24 protein-coding genes are annotated in these 17,548 nt (G+C 48.6%); 2 read left to right on the forward strand and 22 right to left on the reverse strand.

Going from position 1 to position 17,548, the window contains the following annotated elements; translation table 11 throughout:
- The first annotated feature begins 183 nt into the window (after positions 1-183).
- Both ACTHUF_RS01010 and ACTHUF_RS01015 read left to right on the forward strand, forming a co-directional pair.
- The gene (locus ACTHUF_RS01010; protein ID WP_234395568.1) at positions 184-369 is read left to right on the forward strand and encodes a type II toxin-antitoxin system HicA family toxin; all 186 of its coding nucleotides are present in this window, start codon (positions 184-186) and stop codon (positions 367-369) included.
- A gap of 75 nt (positions 370-444) precedes the next feature.
- Positions 445-861, forward strand: a complete 417-nt coding sequence (locus tag ACTHUF_RS01015) for a type II toxin-antitoxin system HicB family antitoxin (protein ID WP_063067803.1) — start codon at positions 445-447, stop codon at positions 859-861.
- 59 nt (positions 862-920) lie between these two features.
- Here ACTHUF_RS01015 and ACTHUF_RS01020 read toward each other — a convergent pair whose 3' ends face one another.
- The 22 genes from ACTHUF_RS01020 to ACTHUF_RS01125 all read right to left on the reverse strand — a co-directional run.
- Positions 921-1,433: a hypothetical protein gene (locus ACTHUF_RS01020; RefSeq protein ID WP_107696860.1), complete on the reverse strand. Its 513-nt coding sequence runs from the start codon at positions 1,431-1,433 to the stop codon at positions 921-923.
- Positions 1,430-1,906, reverse strand: a complete 477-nt coding sequence (locus ACTHUF_RS01025; protein WP_049343629.1) for a D-Ala-D-Ala carboxypeptidase family metallohydrolase — start codon at positions 1,904-1,906, stop codon at positions 1,430-1,432. Before ACTHUF_RS01025 ends, ACTHUF_RS01020 begins: the two co-directional genes overlap by 4 nt.
- 50 nt (positions 1,907-1,956) lie before the next feature.
- The gene (locus ACTHUF_RS01030; RefSeq protein WP_049343631.1) at positions 1,957-2,268 is read right to left on the reverse strand and encodes a hypothetical protein; all 312 of its coding nucleotides are present in this window, start codon (positions 2,266-2,268) and stop codon (positions 1,957-1,959) included.
- Positions 2,268-2,753: a hypothetical protein gene (locus ACTHUF_RS01035; RefSeq protein ID WP_049349560.1), complete on the reverse strand. Its 486-nt coding sequence runs from the start codon at positions 2,751-2,753 to the stop codon at positions 2,268-2,270. Before ACTHUF_RS01035 ends, ACTHUF_RS01030 begins: the two co-directional genes overlap by 1 nt.
- 41 nt (positions 2,754-2,794) lie before the next feature.
- Complete coding sequence (locus ACTHUF_RS01040) at positions 2,795-3,655, reverse strand: hypothetical protein (RefSeq protein WP_440406747.1); 861 nt, start codon at positions 3,653-3,655, stop codon at positions 2,795-2,797.
- An 8-nt stretch (positions 3,656-3,663) separates the two neighbouring features.
- Positions 3,664-4,002: a hypothetical protein gene (locus ACTHUF_RS01045; RefSeq protein ID WP_159068722.1), complete on the reverse strand. Its 339-nt coding sequence runs from the start codon at positions 4,000-4,002 to the stop codon at positions 3,664-3,666.
- A 63-nt stretch (positions 4,003-4,065) separates the two neighbouring features.
- The gene (locus ACTHUF_RS01050) at positions 4,066-4,311 is read right to left on the reverse strand and encodes a hypothetical protein (RefSeq protein WP_107696862.1); all 246 of its coding nucleotides are present in this window, start codon (positions 4,309-4,311) and stop codon (positions 4,066-4,068) included.
- Entirely contained in the window at positions 4,308-6,626 is a 2,319-nt protein-coding gene (locus ACTHUF_RS01055) for a tail fiber domain-containing protein (RefSeq protein ID WP_440406750.1), read from the reverse strand. The genes ACTHUF_RS01050 and ACTHUF_RS01055 overlap by 4 nt, the downstream gene beginning before the upstream one ends.
- Positions 6,627-6,688: 62 nt before the next feature.
- Complete coding sequence (locus ACTHUF_RS01060; RefSeq protein WP_049343635.1) at positions 6,689-7,288, reverse strand: YmfQ family protein; 600 nt, start codon at positions 7,286-7,288, stop codon at positions 6,689-6,691.
- Positions 7,276-8,334, reverse strand: coding sequence for a baseplate J/gp47 family protein (locus ACTHUF_RS01065; RefSeq protein ID WP_107696864.1), 1,059 nt, complete (start codon positions 8,332-8,334; stop codon positions 7,276-7,278). Before ACTHUF_RS01065 ends, ACTHUF_RS01060 begins: the two co-directional genes overlap by 13 nt.
- A complete protein-coding gene (locus ACTHUF_RS01070; RefSeq protein ID WP_107696865.1) occupies positions 8,324-8,746 on the reverse strand; it encodes a phage GP46 family protein in 423 nt (140 codons plus the stop codon). Before ACTHUF_RS01070 ends, ACTHUF_RS01065 begins: the two co-directional genes overlap by 11 nt.
- Positions 8,747-8,756: 10 nt before the next feature.
- On the reverse strand, positions 8,757-9,308 hold the full coding sequence (locus ACTHUF_RS01075) for a phage baseplate assembly protein V (protein WP_049343639.1): 552 nt from the start codon (positions 9,306-9,308) through the stop codon (positions 8,757-8,759).
- Positions 9,305-10,534 (reverse strand): phage baseplate assembly protein, encoded by a 1,230-nt coding sequence (locus ACTHUF_RS01080; protein WP_107696866.1) that lies wholly within the window; start codon positions 10,532-10,534, stop codon positions 9,305-9,307. The genes ACTHUF_RS01075 and ACTHUF_RS01080 overlap by 4 nt, the downstream gene beginning before the upstream one ends.
- 2 nt (positions 10,535-10,536) lie before the next feature.
- Positions 10,537-11,838, reverse strand: a complete 1,302-nt coding sequence (locus ACTHUF_RS01085; RefSeq protein WP_107696867.1) for a DNA circularization protein — start codon at positions 11,836-11,838, stop codon at positions 10,537-10,539.
- A 12-nt stretch (positions 11,839-11,850) separates the two neighbouring features.
- Positions 11,851-13,557, reverse strand: coding sequence for a tape measure protein (locus ACTHUF_RS01090; protein ID WP_440406753.1), 1,707 nt, complete (start codon positions 13,555-13,557; stop codon positions 11,851-11,853).
- 54 nt (positions 13,558-13,611) lie between these two features.
- A complete protein-coding gene (locus tag ACTHUF_RS01095) occupies positions 13,612-14,091 on the reverse strand; it encodes a hypothetical protein (protein WP_107696869.1) in 480 nt (159 codons plus the stop codon).
- Between the two features lie 149 nt (positions 14,092-14,240).
- Entirely contained in the window at positions 14,241-14,528 is a 288-nt protein-coding gene (locus tag ACTHUF_RS01100; RefSeq protein WP_107696870.1) for a phage tail assembly protein, read from the reverse strand.
- Positions 14,529-14,588: 60 nt separating this feature from the next.
- Positions 14,589-14,957 (reverse strand): phage tail tube protein, encoded by a 369-nt coding sequence (locus ACTHUF_RS01105; RefSeq protein WP_049343649.1) that lies wholly within the window; start codon positions 14,955-14,957, stop codon positions 14,589-14,591.
- A gap of 54 nt (positions 14,958-15,011) precedes the next feature.
- Entirely contained in the window at positions 15,012-16,487 is a 1,476-nt protein-coding gene (locus tag ACTHUF_RS01110) for a phage tail sheath subtilisin-like domain-containing protein (protein WP_107696871.1), read from the reverse strand.
- The gene (locus ACTHUF_RS01115) at positions 16,487-16,663 is read right to left on the reverse strand and encodes a DUF2635 domain-containing protein (protein WP_107696872.1); all 177 of its coding nucleotides are present in this window, start codon (positions 16,661-16,663) and stop codon (positions 16,487-16,489) included. Before ACTHUF_RS01115 ends, ACTHUF_RS01110 begins: the two co-directional genes overlap by 1 nt.
- Before the next feature lie 2 nt (positions 16,664-16,665).
- Positions 16,666-17,250 (reverse strand): hypothetical protein, encoded by a 585-nt coding sequence (locus ACTHUF_RS01120; protein WP_234395569.1) that lies wholly within the window; start codon positions 17,248-17,250, stop codon positions 16,666-16,668.
- Positions 17,231-17,548 (reverse strand): head-tail joining protein (locus ACTHUF_RS01125; RefSeq protein WP_440406757.1); only part of this gene is annotated, 318 nt, incomplete at its 5' end. The genes ACTHUF_RS01120 and ACTHUF_RS01125, both read right to left, overlap by 20 nt.

A 17,548-nucleotide genomic window follows, 5' to 3' on the forward strand; every position in this document is an offset into this window, starting at 1 on the left:
CTTTCAATAATAAACATATGTATATAAATACATTTTTATTTTTTACTAATTTATATACCCCCATATATACCCACAAAGTAAAATCATCTTGAGCAATACTAAATACAACAAAATTGTTGTATTTAGTATTGCAATCACAACATTTTTGTTGTATTATACCCTTACTGTATGGAAAGGAGGTGAATGATGAAATACAGCGAATTCAGGAAATGGCTGCTCTCTCAAGGTGTAGAGTTTACCACGCTAAAACGCGGAAGCCATCAATTAATAAAACTTGGTAATAAAACATCAGTTTTCCCAAACCACGGCAGCAAAGAAATCGGTACGGGATTGGTTCAAAAAATCAAAAAAGACTTAGATCTTAAATAAATAAGAAATAAAAAGGAGCAAGCTCGGAGGAGCTTGCTACCTAATAACTATACTGGATTACTATGAAAGGTTTATATGTTAGCTTACCCCTATATTCTAACGCCAGACGATAATGGTACTTTATTAGTAACATTCCCAGATATTCCGGAAGCTGTCGCAGTCGGAGAAGACGAAGATACAGCAAAAATCGAAGCGATTGACGGCCTGATTTGCGCATTAGAAGGATACTTTGAAGACAGGAAAGCAGTCCCACTGCCTTCAGAAAATGATGGTGAGCATGTTGTCGTTTTACCGGCATTAGAAACAGCTAAAATCCTGCTACTTAATGAAATGGTACAACAAAATGTAAAGAAAGCCGAAATGGCAAGAAGATTAGACGTGCACATGCCGCAAATTGACCGCTTACTGAATTTGCGTCACAATACAAAACTTGATTTTTTGGAAAAAGCCGCTGAAAAGCTTGGCAAAAATCTGAATATCAGCTTCTCTTAACCTACTCTTTCCATACAGTACGCTTTTTTTATAGAGCAAGCCCCCGCAAGGGGGCTTTTTCATTCACCAGAAACAATACGGCCATAAGCCTGCCATTCAGCCAAATCATTTCTTTGCTGGTCTGCTACTTCTGCCATTCCAGCATATTCAGCCGTGCATTTTCCGAATAATGCCCAGCCTTTGGCAACTGATTCATCAGATGCGCCGGCGGTGCTATCGGTTGTGGGCAGGTTTCGGCGGCCACCTTGATTTCGGGCGTACTGCTGCACGCGGTCAAGCTCGCTGCGAAGGCTATTAATAACAGTTTTCGCATGGATTCTCTCCTTTTCTATTTTGGCTTGCATCGCAGCAAATTCAGCGGTGCGCGCCCGTTCTTTTTCCAATGTTTCAGCAACACGCCGGCCTTGGGCAACAGCAAAATCTTGGCTGATTTTTGCCGTAGCGACTGCTGCACCGCGCTTTTCAGCATCAGGAATGGCGACACCATAAACAAAGCCAAGCCAACACACTAAAACCACCACCAACACAATTAGGGCCGTGATGATTCTGTTTTTAAGTATCCACGGAATCATGGCACCAATCCCTGTAAATAAACGGTTTTCCCACCGCGTTTAACGGAGGTCATAACCTGATTACGTTGGGCACCATTGTGTCGGAAACCGATGTGCACCCATGCACCATCCCCACGCTCCGGGAATTCCAAGATCAACTGGTCAAATACCAGCTTTCCAACATCACGCATTTCAATCAGCTTTTGCGCAAAAGCAAAAGAAGTCATGCCGATAGCGTCACAATCAGCCGCCGAACCGAAACGATGTGCCGATGTTGGGCTACCACCAACCAACTTATTCACACGCTCGCTGCGAAAACAGCTTGTAACAATGATGCCACGGCCAACGTATTCACGAATTTCTTCCAACTTCTCAGCTGTCTTGCGGATATTCTGCATTTCCTTTTCAGTCGGAATGTTTTCAACACCCATACGTCGGGCGGTTTCGCTACGCGTTAATTCACGCAAACTAAAATTTTGTGTTACTTGTGTCATATTCTACCTTTCGAAATAAAAAGGCCGTCTGAATATTCAGACGGCCTTTGCTAGTCTTTACTATCGATAAATTTGTTAGCTGTTTTTCTGAGCCATTTTTTCATTAGTCCCGGGGCAATGGCCTGCACGGTATCCATCGCATGACCTGTCAAGATGCCGATGAATGCGCCCGCAATCGCACAAGTCCATACTTGGTTTAGCATTAAAAACCGTTCCGCTACTGCCGCCGCCGCAACCGCCGAAATCAAAGCTTCAAACAGGCTTGATACCGGTGCGTCATGGTCTTTCATGCTTGACCACACGCTACCAATGACGCCGCCCCCTATCGCGAACAGATAGCCGATTTGAAAAAAATCGTGCATTATTCCCCCTTTTGTTTCCGTTTGAATTTAACCTCCGAAAACAAGAATTTAAGTGAGTTATTTCCAGCAAGTAAGCAAAGGAACGCCAAGACAGGCGGAATAACCATGCCTGTATGCGCCGGCGGATAGGCCGCCCAAAACGCATACGCCGTTAAATACCAGATAAATGCTGATACCAAAAGCATATAACCCGACAGCACTTCCCCCTTGAATGTCTGCCAGTACATTGCCATCAGTTGCAGCACTCCGACACCGCCAAATACCAATATCAGCGTAAACTCTGAAATATCCTTGAATTTATAATATATTGGCCAACTATAGATGTCGTTCGGCGAAAATGCGAAGACCAACGCATAACCAATCATCGAACAACCACTGACAAATTCAACCGCACGCGTGCCCGTACCAAACAACCACTGCTGAAACCGTACAGGAAGAAAACGCCATTCAAGAATATATTTAACCCATTTGAGTGAGTTACTCATTTTTTACCTCCAAGAAAAAAGGCCATCTGAAAGATGGCCTGTTACGCAAGTTTGCCGGTGACAGCATAATGAATAGTTTGAATCCCGGCGCTGAAGTAGTTTGAGCGACAAGTGAAGCCGTTTTTATCTACGGATAACAGATACAGGAAACGGTTTTCACCAGCGCCCATCAATGCGGGCTGGCCGTGAAGCGTGGGTGTTTCGGAAAACTTCGCCTCAAACTCGACCGTCTGAATCTGTTGAGCGTTGACAGTAACGGGAATAGTGCGAATTTCGGTGTGAAGTCCGTTATAACCGCCTCCACCAGCAGGCAGGACGAAATTCAAGACGGCCTCTGTCGCCGTGCCGGTGTTGGTTACGCTCGCCGTCTCGCCTGTCGTTACCGCGCCAATGGTAACAGTCGCCGATTTACCGTCTAAACCTTTCTGCCCAGTGTCGCCTTTCGCACCTTTGAGCGAGTTTAGCCATTTTTCGACCGTGCCATACATCAGCTCGCCATCCGCAAGCTCATACGCGGAAAGTCCATTTCGTCCATCTCGCCCAGGCGAACCATCACGGCCTTTTAAGCTTGCCAGCCATTGCTCCTCATTGCCAACATAACCATTCAGAACCGCGATTTCATAAGCAGACTTACCGTTCTCGCCGTCTTGCCCACGCTCGCCTTTTGCTCCAGGAAAACCATCCGCGCCCGTTGCGCCTGTCGCTCCAGTGTCGCCTTTCGTACCAGGCAAGCCGTCAGCCCCTCGCTCGCCCTTGAATGTAGCGAGAAATTCATCAAAAGTGCCAGTAAAGCCAAGCTCCTTTTTGGCGCGGTCGTACAAATCCTGCCCAGCGCCCTGGACAATTGCCGTTTCCTTAACGTCAATTTCGACCGCCGGCGTTTTGTCTGACAGGGTAAACATATATATAGTCATCGCGTTACAACCTCCAGCAAACAGATTTCGCCACGTATCAACGTGTGGCGCGTTGATACATTCAAAATGTCATACTTTGCGCGGCGCCACTTTGCGTCTCGGGAAAAATCAGGCGGGAAATCCAGCGTTAGGACGTTGCCGACTACCTGAATATTTCCTGTAGTCTCAAATGCCAAACCAACGCTAGGAGCAACCATCATCTTCAGTTCTGCGGCAGATAAATCGAAAGGTTGCCCATCCACCGTTACCGTTACTTCAAAACGCCGGGCGTTTCCGACTGGCATTTCAATGTTTACTGTTGGAATATCCGCCCTGATATGAATTAAATCAGCCATAAAAACTCCACTGAATCGACCGATAGCTTTAAGTACACCATACAACTGCATGGTGTACTTAAACTAATCAGCACAAATCAAAACAGCATCGACAGGAAGGTTGCCCAACTCATTCCAAACCTGCACATCACCACCAATGACAACCATACACCCGCGATAATCAGGGACAATTTCCCAACCTTCCCCAACCCACTTCGCTGCCTGATGTTGTTCAAGCATAGGAACTTCAGCTTCAATACTTTGGCGACAGTCATCAAAATACTGTTCTTCGATAAACAATCCATCCGAATCAATTACACAACGTGTCATTTCTTTAACTCCTGCATTTGTTTTTTCATGCTCTCCAGTTCATCAGCCATTTCTTGCAACGCCTTAACCAATACTGGGACAAACATCTCATACTCAATTGTGTAGGTATCCTGTCTAAAGTTAATCATTGGCAATTTGCCATATTCTTCTTCAAGCGCTACAACATCTTGAGCAATAAACCAATGCTGACGGAGACTTTCTTTATGACGTCCATCCTTTGACGGATTTGCCCACCACTCACGAAGTTTTTCCGAACGCTCATGAGGCGGAAGGTTTGTGAACAACTCGTCAGTATAAGCATCTCGACGATCCCAAACCCCTGTAACAGGCTTGAGTTTACGAACAAAATCCAAACCAAAATCCAATGGCTCAATATCAGCCTTATCACGGGCATCTGACCGAATATTCACGGCTGAGGGTGCATAAAGCGTCTGGCCATACATCCCAAGCTGAATTTCATTACTTCCACCCAAACGCGCACCATAACCAATGGCAATGGAATTGGTAATTTTTCCGCTTAATACATCACCTTGTACGTTTCGGTACCCACATGAATCACCAATAAATACACTTTGCTCACTGCTAATTGTGGGCGCACACCAATACCCAACAGCGACGCTAGATACATGTGCTCCACTCCGCAGCGCTGAAGCACCAACTGCCACCGTCTTCTGCGGGTTATCACTGGACAGCATTGCATCCGCACCAATTACTGTTGTATATGCGCCGCTTACCGCATTCTTAAGTGCATTGGTACCGATTACTGTCAATTCTTCGTTTTTCGCGGCCGCCGATGATGTCGAATAAACATATTTAAGTTCTGCGTTACCCGATGCGTTAAGCTCTTTCGGGCTGCGGATGGTGAGACTGTTGCCTGCCGCTGCTGTTACTTCTACTGGTACAACATCACCCTGCACGGTGGCCGCATCGCCTGAAGTCAGACGGATGCCTACCCAGTAACCGACTTGAGCGCCTCGAATATTGCCAAAGTTCAACGTAATATTATGGCCGCTTTGAATATAACTACCCGTCTCCGTTCCGCTCCACAGCACATCACCACCGTTTGGCGCAAGATTACGTTCCAAGTTTTCAAGGGCATTTGCCCCCAACGCAGTTACTTTTCCGGCGACCTTTGTATTTTTTGCCGCGCCACCACCAATTGCCGTTTGCGCATCGCGCCCTTGATACATCTGCAATACGGATTCGCCGACAGCCACGGTACGAGATGTTGGCGACGGCCAAAAAACTTCAATATCGCCGCTCAGCCCAATTGGTCCAACACCGGCCAACGCCGCCGAACCTAAAGCAATATTAGAAAAGCCAGTACCCAAACCCTGGCCAGAGTTACGTCCTATCGCAATATTTGAATAACCGCTCGTAATACCGCGCCCTGCATTACCACCGATACCGATGTTTCGAGTTCCGGACATTTTGGACTGGTCATACCACTCCGTATCGGCCTGAACATTAATCAAACTATCCGCCCCGATTGAAATATTATCGCGGCTAATACGTGAAAATCCCTGCGAACGATCGCCAATAGCAATAGCAGAAACACAGCGCTCCACCTGTCCCATTGCCTTTTCACCGATAACCACCAATCCAGCACCTGTCCACTCATTTGACTTAAGATTAGATGCCGCACCACTACCGGAAATAAAACGGCCAAGGCCGCTACGAATGATTTGATACTGAACATCAACCGCTTTGCCATTGATAACAAATTGACCGTTTGCGTACTTATTATTTTTCGGATATTGATTGCCAGTATCGATAGATAATCCTAAGCAATCTACTACTACACCAATCGCCGCATTTTCCACAGCATTCAAAATTGAGGTAGCATTATTTTTTGACTTATCATAGCCAAAATCATAAAGGCTTAACGCTTTAAATACCCGTTTCCAGCGCATACCAGACGTATCAACAATAACCGTGCCGCCATTATCAGCAGTGGTTTTATCTTGAGCATCTGCCACAAATACACCGCCACCCGTAGTTCCACCGGTGTAATAAGCATTTAACAATACCGCAGGATACTCACCTTTCAACTGGCGCAAAGCGTCTACACTTTCGATTTTCCCTGAGCCACCAGCCAAAGAACTAATTGCCTTAAAAAGCTGCTGATTATCTTCGGGATTAAGATTAATACCCGCATTTTCGATGGCATTTGCAATTTCTTCCTGCAACGCATTTACAAATTCCGCATTAAACTGGGTGGGACGAACACCGGCTTGCGGGTTGCCGTTGCGCCATCCGTGCTTACCTTTGCCGAATAAATCCTGTGCGGCGGTACTGGTATCAATACGTCTCATTCTTATGCTCCAAAAGCTAAGGCCGTCTGAATTTCAGACGGCCTTTATTGATTAAAAGTAAATTATTCGTAGTGAAAACTAACGTGGGTATGGCTTGGCTTAATGCGGTTTAAAACACACTCAAGCGCATTAATGCCGTAATTACTTAAAAAACTGGTACAGTCATCCGCACAGGTCATCTGCTCAATGGCAGTATCCGCAGGGATATTGACTATCCAGCAAAAAATACTGCTCTCATCCCACAAATAATCTGCACAATTATCGTTGCAGGTCATCGGCTCCGGCTCGTCAATCGTCGCGCCGGAATAGCCCATATTTTCGATTACGCTTAAGTAATACGGTATTGACTGACCGCCGGTTGATGTGAGTTTTGCCACCAATGCCCGTTGCCGCTCCGGAATACTGTCCAAAGTCCCAGTGCAAATATCAGGCAAGCCTGCAACCGCCTCCCACTCGTTCAGCATTTCATAAGCGTTTCGTGGATGGGATTCCCCAACCATATCTGACACACGCGCATCAATGCGGGCTAACTCCTGCGCCAACGCATCGACAAACTCCCAAAGCCGCGTTCCTGGCTCAAACTGCCATGCCGCTCCGGTCGGCAACAATGCAATCAGCTGCTGCCGGTATTGATCGGCTGTATATGGATTCAGCTTGGCCATACCACCCCTCCAAACGTCAGGATTTCATTTGGTGCACAGGTCACATCTTTAGCAGGTTCTGACATAACGTGCATAAATTCGTTTGGCGCCAAACTGATTGCCTCAGAAATGCGTGACAAATACAGCGTACCACCCATAGACGATTCACGCAGATGGAATGACTTTAACGCTGCTTCCACCCCTGCCCTGTTCTCAGCAGTATCAGGCGCAAGATTGATGCGGTATTGCACCTTCTTTTCCACAGGCGCGATCACCGTTACCCGCGCCGTCACCGGACGCACTTCTTCGATATGTTCCTGCACCCGCGCGATTTCGCGTTCATCTGGGATAATACTTTCATCGTTATCACGCACAACCGCAACCGAAACCGTACCCAAGCCGTTATGCAGCGGCAACACCCAGGCGCGGGTAATACCAGGCACCTCCAGCGCCCAAGTTTCGTAATCATAATCCGCACCACCTTGCGCCGACCCTTGGATACGGCGGATCAGTCGACTACGCAAATCGGCGTCGCTCTCAACATCACTACCGCCGGAAATACCGGATAACCCAACAGGCGCGGATGACTGTATGCCCAAAACAGGCGATACCATTGTGAACACCGTACCGGCTTTTGTATTGCCGATTTCTCCAGCCGTTTCAGCTGCCACTGTTACTGCACCGCTTGATGCAGACAGAGTTAAATCGGCTGTTGTAACAAAACGGATACCGTCACCACGGGCAAACAATGTACCCGCCGGCAATACCGCGCCGGGCGCACCCGTTACCGTGATTTCACCTTCGGCAAAAGCTGCCGGTTTACGCGGCACTTTCAACCAAATCCGGGCGTGCTCTTCAAGCTGTTCCCCTGTGGCCGTGGACGGCAGCATTTGTTTAATACCCCAATCCAAATGCGCATGCAGCAGATGGGACGCACCGCCCAAAGCGGCCGCAAACACCCCTGCAACACTGCCTGCCTGCGGATATTCGTTTTCGCTGGTACGGCTGGTTATATCGGTTTCGACGCGCTCAATAATCTCTTTCAGGTTTGGTCGACTAAACGGCATTTTGTGCGCTCCATAAATAACTGTATCGGTAGATTTGACCTTCCGGGCTGGTTATCGCCACCGCCAAATTCAGACGGCTAACACCTGCCCATGAGCCGCTCACCTCTACTGATTCGGCTATATTTTTATCAATCAGCCACTGCAAAGCTTCACGGGTATATTCTTCAGCCCGCGCAAGCGTTTCAGGTAATTGCTTTTCACGGCTCAATAACCATAATCGGCTGCCAATAATTTGTGGGCGGTAGGTATCGCCCCACCACCCACGCTTATCCCCTGCGCCATCCGGCAATACATCATCAGATCTGGCACGGGCATCGGTACCCAAAGACATCCAAACTGCCGAACGCAACCAGTCGGTATCATTCAACAGCAAATCACTGCCACCGATTTCAGACGGAATTAATCCAAGCATGGTTTGTTTCTCACATGGTTTGCGTAGGCGAATTGGTTTCGGACTGCTCGTCATTTTCGTGGTGAGTATGGCCGTTATAAGTGCTGCGCATACCAGACATAGAGTACCCGCCGCCCATATCTTTTACCTCTTTGGCAAATACCGCCGATTCCGTGCCGATAACATTACCGTTCAACTCAATCAGCGGGGCATTAATCACTGCTTCGCTTTCCGCGTTCACTACAAATTGCGGCGTATTTATTTCGCAGCGGTCATGGTAAAGCACGATCTTATGCCCGCTGCTGTTATACTGCGCCGATTCGCCTTCTTTCAAACCGCTCACCCGAATACCGCGATTTTCAGCACAGATTAAAACCGGATGATCATGATTTCCCGCCACAAACAGCACAATACCCTCTGCTCCTACCACTGGTACGCCGGTAAAGCCAAATTGCTGTAAGCGCTCTACATCGTCATGCATATCGCCGCTAAATGCTTCAATTTGCACTGACTGGGTTTTATGGCCGTCTGAAACCGCCGCAATGATGCAGCGCCCTATCATGGCCTTAAGCTTCTCAATCATTTTTTCCAATTCCCCACGGTATAACTGCCATCGGCATTTTTCTGCAACTCCATCGCTCCACCGCCATCCCAGCCACCGGCCGCACTGTTTTTTCCTGTTCCACGCTTGGCCGCCTTACCACCTTTCGGCTTGGTTTTGGTTTTACTTTCGGCCTTTGCCTTACCCGATGCTTTTGCTTTGACTGCCTTTTCCGGTTTGCCTTCCGCCTTTTTCACGTCCTCCGGGTCCGGCAGGTAGGCATCAGGTCGCTTTAATTCCATTTTAGTAATCTCGCCGCTGTCATCGTAGCTGTATTCAACGGCCGAAATTAGTAAATCGCCTGTAACGCCCAAAATCGCAGCTTCAACCGCCGCAAGCAGGTTAATATCCCAAACTTGGCCATTTTGCTGCGTCCAACCAGCCACCGTACAAGACAATGTAGTGCTACGCGCTTCACGCACCTGCTTTTCCCACTCTGCCTGACGCCTTGCCACGGCAGCGGTAGCCTGCCCGTCTGCCTGCTTCACAAAAGGGCGGTAACGGGTGATACCTGTATCGGCTACCTGCTCTTTAACATGAGCCACCGCCTTGCCGTTATCAGTATCATTGCCAGCACGCTGGCCAGATACGGTATAAGTAGAAAAGCGGTCGGAAAAATCGAAATCTGCTGTAGCGGACTTAATATTTCCACCATAAACCAGCGGCGTAGCGGTGCGTTCGGTCCCAACATGGGTAAGAACTAATGCACCACGCGCCTGTACCGGCAACACCCCACGCAACTTACACGCCCGTTCAATCGCGGCAAAAGCGGTTTCAGCAGGCTCCAGCTTAAACACCGCCAACGGCGTATCGGCTACCGTTTCCAAAATCACTTCAAGTCCAAACGGCGCAACAAGAATCTTCACCAAATCCAGCAGCTTGATGTTTCGCCATTGCGCCGGGCTATGCACCGCCGCGCAATCGACCAAATCGCCCGTTTTATCGCGGCCGGAAACCGCGATACCGTGAGCGCTGTCCGAAACGTCTATACTCACTTTATCGATGTAGCCGTCAATCACAGTTTGCCCGTTTACCAAAATCTTACATTTTTGATTCGGGCGCAACGGCCATTGCGCCGCATCGCCGCCCACATTCTCGGTACACGTCAAATCAAATGCCCCAGCCACGGTTTCAATGCTGCGCGATACCGATACTCCCGTCCAGCCGCCATAGTTAGCGCCGTTTACCTGCAATACGATTTCAGACATTTTTAATCACTCAATACCCGCAGCGGAGCAACCGGCATAAACCCCGGATGCGCCACTACATTGTGCCGCAGCATTTCGCCAGATCGCGCGGCATCACCATGCACCGAATAAGCCAGCACCAACACAGGCAGGCTTGCTTTCGGGGTGATTTCACGCAATCTTGGCAACTCATTTTGTGCATCAGGTACTGCCTGAACTACCGCACGCCGTACATCCTGCAAGGCAGAATAAACCGTATCAGGGACATCTGGCGCAACCGCATCAATCCATGCCAATAAATCGCGGCGGGTGATAATGGCTTCATCCAAACTTTCAAACAGGCTTTCGCGTTCGTTTTTCGCCGCAATCCGGCTGTTGCTACTGCCGGGCTTGCCGTCTGAAAAATCGCCGCCGACTTGCGGCAATTCAATACGCACGTCATCAGGCATCAATACTGCCGTGGCAACCGCCGCATTTAATGCCGCAATTTCAAATAGTGATGCCACCGCTTCACGGTTTTTAATCCCCTGTTGCAATGGCGCTGCCAACAAATGCGTGTCATTGATGCGCTTTGCGCTGTAATCCGGCTTCTTCTTAAACGCCAATTTCAGCGCCTGGATACCGGCCAACGGGCGGCCAAAACCACCGGAAAGCTGGGTGAAGGCACCCAAGACCTGAAAAGCCAAATCAGCAGGCACATTTGCCAGCTTTTTAACTGACCCAAGCAACCCTGTTACCGACTGCAAAAATTCGGACTGTTTACCCAAATCCAGCAAACTGGATAAATCGGACAGCTTATTGAGCCGCGCGGTTAGATCATTTATCGCCTGTACACTTAGAAAATCCGGTACACCATTCAGACTGAACACTTCACTGAACCAATCGCCTAATGCCGAATCCAGAAAATCGGATTTTTCCAGCAAGCTACCGATTAAATCTTCTGTTTGCGCCGGGTACTGATTCTTACCCGCCACCACAAAAGATAAATCAAACCGCGCCATGCCACCTTCATCGGCGGTTTCAGACAGCGATACCGCCGTACAGACAACATTCTGCGTGCCCAGATACGGATGCACCAACTGTCCTGCGCCCGGCTGGTTACATGCTTCCAGCAGCTTATCGCGGGCAGCCATATAATCCGCACCGATACAAAAGCCACGCACCGAAAACGTACCCGCCTTTAATCCCAAGTCTTCAACATAAGGATCATCACGCCCCGGATACTCGTGTACCTGCGTTCGACGGCCTTGCTCCGTTTGGTGCGATTCCACCCCAAACGAAGCCCCGCGAAAAGACGCGGGGCGCAATTTGTTTTTCCAAGACATTTCTAAACCCTATCAGCCGAATGCATAACCTTGTTTACTGCTCAAATTCACGCGGTTGCTGGCGGTAGTTTTCATGGTAGTACCGCGCGGCACGTTACTGTGGTTAATGCTCACATCCACACGACCTGCACCACCGCCACCACGAACAACCGCACCGGGTGCAGGCAACGATGAAGCAGCCCGACCTGCCTCCCGAGAAAGATTCAAGATACTGGCCGCCTTAGCCTTAATTCCGTCAAAAATACCACCGATAAAAGATTGCAACCGCGCAAACGCCGCCTGCACAAACTGCACCGGATTGAATGACGACAAAATCGACCCAATGGCGCTTATCGCACCGGAAAACACCGCCTTGATGCTTTCCCAGTTGGACACCACCCAGCCGATAATCGGCTGCATAGCCTGAATCATCAAACCCAGCGGGGTAAAATTGAGAAAATACGACTTAAGCAAATCAAAACCAGCCGCAAACAGAGACTTGATACTTTCCCAAACACCGCTTAAAAAATCGGTTACAGCTGCCCATTTTTCCATAATCCAGCCACTGATCGGTTCCCAGTTCGACCAAATATAACCGGCCAACAAGCCGATGGCGATACCCGCCAAAATAAACGGCGCGAAACCTGCAATAGCGGGAATAAGCGCGGTAGCCAAAGGTGCCAAAGCAACCACCAGCGACCCGATTGCCACCCCGATATTCGCAATGGCCGCCACCAATGGCAGTAAAGCCACTACGCCAAGCGCAGTCAGCGTATTTTCAAATCCACCGAAAAAGTCGTTAATGGCAACAAATTTATCGTAAATCTTACCGCCAACCTCCCATAGACGCTCAAAACCGGTTACCAGCTTTTGACCTATCGTTTCAGCAAGCTTCTGCAAACTGCCATCATCGGCCATTTTGTTCACTTTATCCAAAAAACCGCTTAACTTGTCTTTCAGAAAATCAAACACCCCACTTTGTGCGATCAACAGCTTAAATCTAGACCACTGATCGGAAAGATTCGACATCATGCCTTCCCATGTACCGGAAAGCTTATTCATCGCACCACCGTATTTTTCATTCCAAATGGTTTGCAAAGTAGCTTGAATCATCGCACGGTTGTTAGATTCCACTTTCGCCAACTGCTGCTTACCATTTTTGTCGGTGTAGCTGTATTCCGTGAAATTAGTACCTTTGATTTTACTAGCCTTAATACCAAACTCTTTTAGACGTTCATTTTCTCCCGTTACAGCATCAGCAATCGCTTCAACCACTTGCATCACCGGCTTACCCATCGCCGCCGCCGTATCACCAAGAGAATTTAACAACCCATCTTTCAACGGGTCTAAACCATAAGCCTTCAATTTCACGAAAGAATCGGTCACTTCATTCATTTCATATGGTGTGCGGGCGGCGAAGTCTGAAATCCAAGCCATAGATTTCTTAGCCTTTTCTGCACTACCTTCAAGCGTGGTCAAAATAGTTTCGTACCGCTCAAATTCAGACGCAGTATCCATCACACCCTTGGCAAATACACCCGCACCAGCGGCAATCACACCACTTGCAGCCGCATACGCGCCCAGAATCTTACTGGACTGAGAAGTTGCACGGGTAATATGCGCCATTGCCTCACCCACCTTGCCATTATTCAGCCCTGCGAACTTACCCTTAATTTTATCCAGCGCACGACTGGCTTTGTCCAGTACGGTGACTTCAATTTGTGTCTTTGCATTAGCCATGATTTATCCAAACAAAAAGCCGTCTGAATTTCAGACGGCCCTAAGAACTAAACTTTAAAGCGTTTTTGCTTTGATATAAACATAATCAACCGCCGCACCTGACTTAAATACGGTTAGGCTTTGAAAACCAAATTTTCCATTATATTCAATGACCGCATCCGTCATAGAAGTAGATTTTTCATAATCCATACCCAACTGATACGGCACATCCAACTGCTCAAATTTAGGATTCGTGATTGTTATCCAATCAGCAACACCATTAATATAAACCACATCAATAATACTGCCATCTTTTTCATAATGACAGGAAAGACCGTTTTTATTGTTTTCACAATCACCCAAAGCCGCACCAGTAAACAATTCGACCTGCTTTCTTGGCTTCAAAACAATTTCACGGACATCAAACAAAACTTTCTGTTCAGATTCAGCAGCCTGAAGCGGTGCAGATGCTTCCACCGATTTTTCAGTCGGTTCAGCAGGTTGTCCACAGGCAGATAACAATAAAGCGGCAAAAATTAAAGCATTCTTTCTCATGATTTCATCCAGTTAATAAACACGGTTATTTTAACCGGATATTTGCTCATTAATCCATACTGCTCTGTCATACCACCACAACAGGCCGTCTAAATCCAAATCCAACGGATTACCGGCGCTACCCTTAAAGGTGTAGCCAATTGTTGCCACTAGCTCCGGCCAGTCCACTGGCCACTGGCTAAAAAACTTTGCAACTCAATCGACAAATTCAGCACATCAGGCGCAATCATTTGCGACAGAACAGGCGCAGGGATACCCGTGAGCTTGTAACCCAGCTTAAACGATGCATCAGCATCCACAACCATCTTGCCGCTGGTATCAAATTCAAACTTAATACCCAGCATATCTTTACCGGTGATGGGGCGCAGGGTTAATTCAGTAATTTCGTTTTGACCGTGCATGATCGGCGCAGTTAATTTGATAGTACATTCTTCCATTTATCTACTCTCTATTGATAATTTCAACACACAGCCGCCATAAAGGCGGCTGATTGTGCTTTAAATCTCCTGCGCAGGCAGGCGCGATTCAAAACGCACACCGATGTTGGCTTCTTCGGTGTTGCCCGTACCTTCACCGGCAAACCACGCTTGCGACAAGACCACGGTTTTACCGTTCCCCAGTTCCAAGGTGATGGTTTCACTGTCGATATTGGTTAAATCAGCCAGCTTCAAATCGGCACTGTCGGTGATTTCGCCTTCGATAAAGGCAGTCTGCACAGTTTCTTTATATCCATGCACGCCATCTGCACCGATAATCGCTTCACGCTTTGGGTTACCTAAGTTATAGGTAAAATTGCCCTTGGCATCCAGCTGACGGCCGCCCACTTTAAAGAAAATGGTACCGGCACGGCGGTTTTGTTTTGCCATGTTGTTAATCCTTGTTTAAAGGCCTGTCTAAAATGCTTCAGACAGGCCTATGGTTTATGAACTGATAAACTGCACTTTGTTGGCAAATACAATCATTTGATTTACCAAATCCGGCACGAACAAACTGTCTAAGCGGTTAGGGTTCGCCAAATTGCGTTCGCTGAAGCTGTCAGCGGTGAACTGGTCGATATTTTCCACCAAACCCAATTCCATCCACAACTTCGCGCGGCTCACCATTTCTGCCTTGTGCTGCTTTGGCGTCATGATGGGCTGCCCGGCACCGAACTTATTGCCATCATCAGCCAGCTTATGGCGCGGATACTTGCTTACAATGTACGCGTTCCAGTCGTAGCGCAGGTAAGACAGCGTCCAGACGGTGTTAATCATCAGGTAGCTATCGTCAGTTTGGCCGTATTTACCGGTTTTGTAGGTGCTAATCAACATTTCAATCAGCACGCTACCGCCCGCATTGATGCGGTAGGTAGAAATACCGTTAAACAGTAAAATATTGCGCTCTTGCTCGGTTAAGCGGTCGTTTTCCGCAGGTGGCAAGATGCCGACCAGTTCCAGCGTTTGGAACGGGCGCGCCGGGTCATTTTGCGCGGCAAACGCTGCCTGTGCCGCCATAGCAGCCGCCAAGGCAAACGGTTGTGACGGAGTTTTCGGCAAGCCGCCGATACAGGCAAACGGGCTGTTACGGCTGTTGCCCAGCGTGGTTAAAGCGCTGAAACCTTTTGCCGACGCAGCAAAAAACATGCCGTCGATAGCACGCATCGCACCCCAGCGGCTTTGCATTTCGTCTTCCATTGCCTTCAGCGCAGCAGCATCGGTGTACGGCAGAACAATCGCATCAAACTGCAAATCGCCCATTGCGGCCACAGCTGACGTTAAATCCGGATTACCGGTGCCACCTGCAAACGGAGTAAATGCCACTTTAATGCCAGCAGGCGTTTTCTCGTCCAGCGGGTAGTAATTAATGCGCAAATCCACATCATTGCCTACCGCGCCTTTGTTTTTCGCTGTCAGCGTAACCACTTCGGCGGCCGCTACCGCACTTACCGTCAAGCCAGTAGCGGCATTGATAGCGACGGCAGTTTTGGTTGCCTGTGCGTCCGCAGTATCATTTACCAACACCGCAACCGGCACACGAACACCGCCGATATACAGGTAAATCGCTCCGGATTCCTGTGCCGTGCCGGTAAAAGTGATTTTAGCCGTAGCGGCCACACCCTCACCCGCATCAGCAAGCGGCAGTGCCCAAGTTTCGATATAGTCGCCGTTGTTTTTAAACCATGCGGCCGCACCCACACCGATTTGCGAACCAGCCCCAAACAATTCAGCGGCTTGTTCTGCACGCGAAATACGAACCAGCTTGCCCGCTTCGGCCTTTCCGCCTGCCAGCATCTGGCCGATAATCAGACCGCGAAAGGCTTTCAGGGTTGCGCCACGGTTGGCCAATTCATTGTTAAATTCAGTTTTTGCACCCGGTAAACGCCAAGTGCCAGGGATTTGGTCAAATGCGATTGCCATTATTTAGCACCTTTCTTCGCCGTTGTTTGCAACAACTCAACCGCGCCTTCGTTGATGCGGCGCTGCCAGTAATTCGACCACTCCACCGATGCGCCTTCTTCGGGCAGCGGTTGCATGGTTGCCGGGTCGGTCACTACATAACCTTCCACCGGCTTGATTTGGATAATATTAGCCATTTTCAGCCTTTCGGGATTAAGTCTTCTGCTTCGATTTCGGGATCTGTACCGTACAACTGCCAGCGGTTTGATGCTGTCAGGCCATCGGCAAACGACTGCACAATAACGGCTTGCGGATAATATTCCGCCGCACCGCCGACATACTCGCCGCATTGCTCGTGATACACAGCCTGCCAACCTTGCTGATAATATGCGCAAACATACTCGCCGCTGTCGTCATATTCGATATTAAGATTGTCGGGTAATAAATCATCAGCCAACATATCGCACTGCTCGCCGTTGACATCCAACCGCCGCAGGGTTGGGTTGGCGTAAAACAACCGCTCAACCACAGCCAGCATTTCTTCTGCAAGCGCATCAGCCTGTTCATTAGCCTGCACACAAACCATCGTTACCAAGCGTACGGTATGCTTTAATTCAACAGGCGACACGTTAAATACTTCGCTACGCCGCCCATCGATATAAACCACCACACACGGTAACTGCGAATGCGCAGGCGCGGTCACACGGTTGTCATAGACACGCAGAAAACGTTTCTTCAACAATGCCACCGCCGCGGAACGGATTTCAGTAAGCTGGCTTGTCATGCTGTTTTCTCAACTGAATAACCGACATACCAGAACCGTCATAATCAATTTCAGCCACAGAATACGCCACACCGCGTGCGGTGATGGTGGCATCTTTGATATTAGGCGGCAGCTTACTGTCGGCAACAATTAACTGTGGGTCGGCATTGCCGATGACCACGCCGAAACCATTATTGGGTAGATATTCGCGGTCAAACACCACCGCTACCGGCACGCCGTCAATCAAAACGGTTTCACCGAAATCTGCGGTATTGGTAAACACCTCGAACGGTTCTTTAAACATTCTCGCCGTCGCCTT

It is taken from the genome of Neisseria sp. P0024.S006, from assembly GCF_051956595.1.
Taxonomy (GTDB): Bacteria; Pseudomonadota; Gammaproteobacteria; order Burkholderiales; family Neisseriaceae; genus Neisseria.

Excerpts from the sequence above, each read along its gene's own strand:
- ACTHUF_RS01010 (WP_234395568.1), top strand. The coding sequence starts at position 184 with ATGATGAAATACAGCGAATTCAGGAAATGGCTGCTCTCTCAAGGTGTA.
- ACTHUF_RS01015 (WP_063067803.1), top strand. The coding sequence starts at position 445 with ATGTTAGCTTACCCCTATATTCTAACGCCAGACGATAATGGTACTTTA.
- ACTHUF_RS01020 (WP_107696860.1), bottom strand. The coding sequence starts at position 1,433 with ATGATTCCGTGGATACTTAAAAACAGAATCATCACGGCCCTAATTGTG.
- ACTHUF_RS01025 (WP_049343629.1), bottom strand. The coding sequence starts at position 1,906 with ATGACACAAGTAACACAAAATTTTAGTTTGCGTGAATTAACGCGTAGC.
- ACTHUF_RS01030 (WP_049343631.1), bottom strand. The coding sequence starts at position 2,268 with ATGCACGATTTTTTTCAAATCGGCTATCTGTTCGCGATAGGGGGCGGC.
- ACTHUF_RS01035 (WP_049349560.1), bottom strand. The coding sequence starts at position 2,753 with ATGAGTAACTCACTCAAATGGGTTAAATATATTCTTGAATGGCGTTTT.
- ACTHUF_RS01040 (WP_440406747.1), bottom strand. The coding sequence starts at position 3,655 with ATGTTTACCCTGTCAGACAAAACGCCGGCGGTCGAAATTGACGTTAAG.
- ACTHUF_RS01045 (WP_159068722.1), bottom strand. The coding sequence starts at position 4,002 with ATGGCTGATTTAATTCATATCAGGGCGGATATTCCAACAGTAAACATT.
- ACTHUF_RS01050 (WP_107696862.1), bottom strand. The coding sequence starts at position 4,311 with ATGACACGTTGTGTAATTGATTCGGATGGATTGTTTATCGAAGAACAG.
- ACTHUF_RS01055 (WP_440406750.1), bottom strand. The coding sequence starts at position 6,626 with ATGAGACGTATTGATACCAGTACCGCCGCACAGGATTTATTCGGCAAA.
- ACTHUF_RS01060 (WP_049343635.1), bottom strand. The coding sequence starts at position 7,288 with ATGGCCAAGCTGAATCCATATACAGCCGATCAATACCGGCAGCAGCTG.
- ACTHUF_RS01065 (WP_107696864.1), bottom strand. The coding sequence starts at position 8,334 with ATGCCGTTTAGTCGACCAAACCTGAAAGAGATTATTGAGCGCGTCGAA.
- ACTHUF_RS01070 (WP_107696865.1), bottom strand. The coding sequence starts at position 8,746 with ATGCTTGGATTAATTCCGTCTGAAATCGGTGGCAGTGATTTGCTGTTG.
- ACTHUF_RS01075 (WP_049343639.1), bottom strand. The coding sequence starts at position 9,308 with ATGATTGAGAAGCTTAAGGCCATGATAGGGCGCTGCATCATTGCGGCG.
- ACTHUF_RS01080 (WP_107696866.1), bottom strand. The coding sequence starts at position 10,534 with ATGTCTGAAATCGTATTGCAGGTAAACGGCGCTAACTATGGCGGCTGG.
- ACTHUF_RS01085 (WP_107696867.1), bottom strand. The coding sequence starts at position 11,838 with ATGTCTTGGAAAAACAAATTGCGCCCCGCGTCTTTTCGCGGGGCTTCG.
- ACTHUF_RS01090 (WP_440406753.1), bottom strand. The coding sequence starts at position 13,557 with ATGGCTAATGCAAAGACACAAATTGAAGTCACCGTACTGGACAAAGCC.
- ACTHUF_RS01095 (WP_107696869.1), bottom strand. The coding sequence starts at position 14,091 with ATGAGAAAGAATGCTTTAATTTTTGCCGCTTTATTGTTATCTGCCTGT.
- ACTHUF_RS01100 (WP_107696870.1), bottom strand. The coding sequence starts at position 14,528 with ATGGAAGAATGTACTATCAAATTAACTGCGCCGATCATGCACGGTCAA.
- ACTHUF_RS01105 (WP_049343649.1), bottom strand. The coding sequence starts at position 14,957 with ATGGCAAAACAAAACCGCCGTGCCGGTACCATTTTCTTTAAAGTGGGC.
- ACTHUF_RS01110 (WP_107696871.1), bottom strand. The coding sequence starts at position 16,487 with ATGGCAATCGCATTTGACCAAATCCCTGGCACTTGGCGTTTACCGGGT.
- ACTHUF_RS01115 (WP_107696872.1), bottom strand. The coding sequence starts at position 16,663 with ATGGCTAATATTATCCAAATCAAGCCGGTGGAAGGTTATGTAGTGACC.
- ACTHUF_RS01120 (WP_234395569.1), bottom strand. The coding sequence starts at position 17,250 with ATGACAAGCCAGCTTACTGAAATCCGTTCCGCGGCGGTGGCATTGTTG.